The organism is Streptomyces sp. SM1, assembly GCF_002910825.1.
Taxonomy (GTDB): domain Bacteria; phylum Actinomycetota; class Actinomycetes; order Streptomycetales; family Streptomycetaceae; genus Streptomyces; species Streptomyces okerensis.
In genome coordinates, this window is record NZ_NEUB01001003.1 from 1 (window position 1) to 3,879 (window position 3,879).

Here is a 3,879-nt window from a genome sequence, read left to right on the forward strand (position 1 = left end):
TGCCGAGCACGAGGGCCGCGCCACCCGCCAGGCCGGCCTGCCGCACGGTGTCGTCCGCACCCGTCGCGGCGAGCGTTCCGGTGACCCCGGTCCCGCTCGTCGGAGTGGCCGGCCTGCCGCCCTGGCCGGTGGTGTGGTCGGTCCTGCCGGGCGTCCCGTCGGCGTCCTTGACCTTGCCCGGGTCACTGCCCTTGGCCAGGATCCTGAAGTCGTACTGCTCGAAGTCCGGGTACCCGCCGCAGGAGCCGTCCTCGTCGTAGTAGTCGGCCGCGACGACCGCCACCCCCTGCCCGGCCGGGACGTCCGCGTCGACCTTCAGGCGCAGCTTGACGTCGACCGAGGACTTCGGCTCGAGGGCGCCGACGGAGAATCCGCTCACCAGGCCGACATCGCGCCACTTCGGGTCCGCGGCCGTGGACCACTCCAGGTCCAGGTAGGAGCCGAGCTCCTAGAAGCCCTTGTGGTCGAAGGCGTGGACGGCCGTGTACGGGTACACCTCGTCCATCGTCTCGGCGGTGCCGTTGGTGACGCGGAGCGTGAACCTCTCCGTGGTCCCGCCGACGACCTTGTCCGGCAGCCCGCTGACGACGGTGGTGAGCCGGGATTCGGCGACACACTCGCCGCCCGGCTCCTCTTCCTCCCCGGCCAGGGCGTCCGCCAGGGCCTTCTTGGCGTCGTCCAGCTTCTCCCTGGCCTCGTCCCTCGCCTTCCGCAGGACGCCGATCTTCCGGGCCTGGGCGACGCGGGCGTCGTCGTGGGCGGTCCGCGCCTCGGTGGCCTCGGTGTCGGCGGCCTCCCTGGCCTGTGCCGCTTCCAGTGCGGCCTTCTCGGCCTTGTCCAGCGCCGTCTGCGCCGTGGCCTTCTCCTCGTCGGTGGCGGCTTCCTCCAGCGCGGCCCGGGCATCCACCACGGCCTGGTCGGCCTCGGTCTTGGCCTTGGCGGCGGCCTTCGCGGCCTTCTCCGCCTCGATGACCGCGGCCTTGGTCGGGTGGATGTCCTCCTCCAGCCCCTCGGTGAAGAACGTGATGGCCTCCTCCACCGCGAGGACCGCGGCGTCGTACTCCTTCTGCGCGCGGTCGACGGCGCGCTGGAGCTCTTCGACCGTCGGCCGGTCCCGCCGCCATCGTCGCCACCGTCGAACGGGAGCTGCCCAACGGGCCGACGCTCCTCTTCCACGACGCGGGCGGCGACCGCTCCCAGACCGTCGAGGCGCTGCGCCGCGTCCTTCCCTGGCTCGAGGAGGAGGGCTACTCCTTCGGCTTCCCGGTGCGCTGACGGCCACCGGCCTCCCGGACCGGTCCGTACCTTCCGGGCCCGGTCCCGCACCTTCCGGGCCCGGGCCCATTCCGCGTCTCCCGGCACCGTGAGCATCTTCCGGGCCCGTCCAGCACCTCCCGGGGGCCTGCCGGATCAGGATTCCGCGTCGGTCTCCGCCGAGGTCCCGGCGCCGGCAGCAGAGGCGGAGGCGGAGGCCTGGCGGTCGTCGCCGCCGCGCGGGGCCGGGACCCGCTGTGCCGGGTCGGCCCCGGCTCCGCCGTTCCCCCGGTCGACGGCCCGGCGGTCCACCGCGGCCGGCTCGGGCGGGGGTTCGGGCAGGCCCGCCGGAGGGGTGTTCCGTGTCCACTGCCCGGTGGTCCGTACGTAGCGGTGGATCACCGAGGCCGTCGCCAGCAGGAGCAGGGGCCCGGCCACCCACGGGTGCTGGGCCATCTGCAGGGGCAGCCAGCGGTAGGACAGCAGGAGCGCGGTGAAGACGACGCCGCCGCAGGCGGCCAGGAGGAGCCCGGCGCGGTCCCCGTCGCGGTCGTACGCCCGCAGGGCCGCCTCGATCGTGAGCGTGAAGACCACGCCGGCGAGGAGGTCCGCTGCGTAGTGGTAGCCGAAGCCGAGGGTCGCGCAGACCGTGGCGATCAGCCAGAACGTTCCCGCGTGACGCAGCAGGCGGGGGCCCTTGCGGGTGTGGATGAAGATCGCGGTCGCCCACGCCGTGTGCAGACTGGGCATGCAGTTGCGGGGGGTGATCCCGTCGAACGGCATGGGTTGCGGAGCGCCGACCGGTGGCAGCGTGTCCGGCCACAGCTCGGCCACGGCCCAGGGCGCGCTGGGCGGCATGTCCGGGGCCCACAGGCTGACGGCCGACCAGTACTCGGTGCCGGTTCCGTAGACGTAGAGCGGTCCGACCACCGGGTAGATCATGTAGAAGGCCGGTCCGATGAGGCCGATCACCAGGAACGTACGCACCAGGTGGTGGCGCGGGAAGCGGCGCTCGGCCGACACGTGGCGCAGTTGGTACAGCGCGACGATGACGGCGGCGACCGCGAGATTGCCGTACACGAAGTCGAGGACGTTGAAGCCGACGGCGCCGGTGGCCGTCACGACCCGGCCCACCAGCCACGACGGGTCGCCCAGCGCGTGGTCGGCGGTGGCCACGTACTGGTCGAGCACCATCGGGCGGGTCTTCGAGGTGATGAGCAGCCAGGTGTCGCCCGTCTTGCGGCCGGCCATCAGGAGCAGGGCCAGGCCGGCGCCCTTGAGCAGCAGGACCCGCTCCGGACCGGTGCGGCGGGTGACGGCGACGACCACGACGCCCAGGATCACCCACAGGGCGCCGTTGCCCACAGGGTGACCGCCGGCCGTGTCGATGCCGGCCGCCCACCGGACCACCAGGAAGGCGAGGTCGATGCCGATCGCCGTGGCCACCGCGACGCATCGCTGCCGCCAGGTGAGCACCACCAGCATCAGGGCCATGGCGGCGTACAGCATGCCGCCCGACCTGGGAGCGTGGATCACCTCCCGCGCCTGGGTGGTGATCGGCCCCGGTGTGCCGTAATGGCGCGCGGCGATCTCCAGGGCGACGAGGAATCCGGCGGTCACGAGGGCGGCCAGGATCCACAGGGCGGTCCGTGGCCGGCTCCGTGCGGAGATCTCGGATCCCTCGCGTATTCGGCGGAGCGGAAGGTTCTGCGGCGGTATGTATCTCAACTTCTGTCAGCTTTGTTCGATGGTGCCCATGTCCGGCGGGCATCGTCCCATCTTCTGGCCGGGACTGTTCCCTCCGCGTTCACCCCGCCTTCCCGCGCACGTCGTGTTCGTCGCCTGCATCGCGCATGCCGCGTCCTTTCCGTCCGCTTCGCCGGAAGCACCCCGCTCGGGAGCGGCCGCTCGCGGGTGGAACGGGAAGCGCGCGGTCCGGATCCGGATTCCACCACCACGACCTCTACATATGTGTAGAAGATAGGGTGTGGGGGACCGACCATCTGCCGAGAAGGAGTACGCAATGGGAATCTCTCTGGCCAAGGGCGGCAACGTCTCACTCAGCAAGGAGGCCCCGGGCCTGACCGCCGTACTGGTCGGTCTGGGCTGGGACGTGCGCACCACGACCGGCACCGACTACGACCTCGACGCCTCGGCGCTGCTCCTCGACGCGTCGGGCAAGGTGCCCTCGGACGGGCACTTCGTCTTCTACAACAACCTCACCAGCCCGGACGGCTCGGTCGAGCACACCGGCGACAACCTCACCGGTGAGGGCGAGGGCGACGACGAGGCGGTCAAGGTGAACCTCGCCGCCGTGCCCGGCAGTGTGGACCGGATCGTCTTCCCGGTCTCCATCCACGACGCGGAGAACCGCGGCCAGAGCTTCGGCCAGGTCCGCAACGCCTTCATCCGGGTCGTCAACCAGGCCGACAACAAGGAGATCGCCCGCTACGACCTGTCCGAGGACGCCTCGACCGAGACCGCCATGGTCTTCGGCGAGCTGTACCGCAACGGCGCCGAGTGGAAGTTCCGTGCCGTCGGACAGGGATACGCCTCGGGACTGGCCGGCATCGCCGCGGACTTCGGGGTCGGCGTCTGAGCCGGAACGGCTCGGTGGCGGGCGCC

General features: G+C 71.7%; 3 protein-coding genes and 2 pseudogenes. 2 read left to right on the plus strand and 3 right to left on the minus strand.

Annotation, left to right across the window (positions count from 1 at the left end; translation table 11 throughout):
• Positions 1-379: pseudogene (locus B9S61_RS35760) on the minus strand (peptidase); the annotation flags it as partial.
• A 69-nt stretch (positions 380-448) separates the two neighbouring features.
• Entirely contained in the window at positions 449-1,039 is a 591-nt protein-coding gene (locus B9S61_RS35765) for a hypothetical protein (RefSeq protein ID WP_103545891.1), read from the minus strand.
• A 71-nt stretch (positions 1,040-1,110) separates the two neighbouring features.
• Here B9S61_RS35765 and B9S61_RS42985 point away from each other — a divergent pair.
• Positions 1,111-1,275 (plus strand): annotated as a pseudogene (locus B9S61_RS42985) (polysaccharide deacetylase family protein); the annotation flags it as partial.
• Positions 1,276-1,410: 135 nt separating this feature from the next.
• Here B9S61_RS42985 and B9S61_RS35775 read toward each other — a convergent pair.
• On the minus strand, positions 1,411-2,886 hold the full coding sequence (locus B9S61_RS35775) for a phosphatase PAP2 family protein (protein ID WP_103545895.1): 1,476 nt from the start codon (positions 2,884-2,886) through the stop codon (positions 1,411-1,413).
• Positions 2,887-3,277: 391 nt separating this feature from the next.
• On the opposite strand from B9S61_RS35775, the gene B9S61_RS35780 reads away from it, so the two are divergent.
• Positions 3,278-3,853 (plus strand): TerD family protein, encoded by a 576-nt coding sequence (locus B9S61_RS35780; protein ID WP_103545892.1) that lies wholly within the window; start codon positions 3,278-3,280, stop codon positions 3,851-3,853.
• The last annotated feature ends 26 nt before the right edge of the window (positions 3,854-3,879 follow it).

Bases quoted from the DNA above. Each gene is read 5' to 3' on its own strand.
- B9S61_RS35780 (WP_103545892.1), top strand. From the start codon at position 3,278: ATGGGAATCTCTCTGGCCAAGGGCGGCAACGTCTCACTCAGCAAGGAG.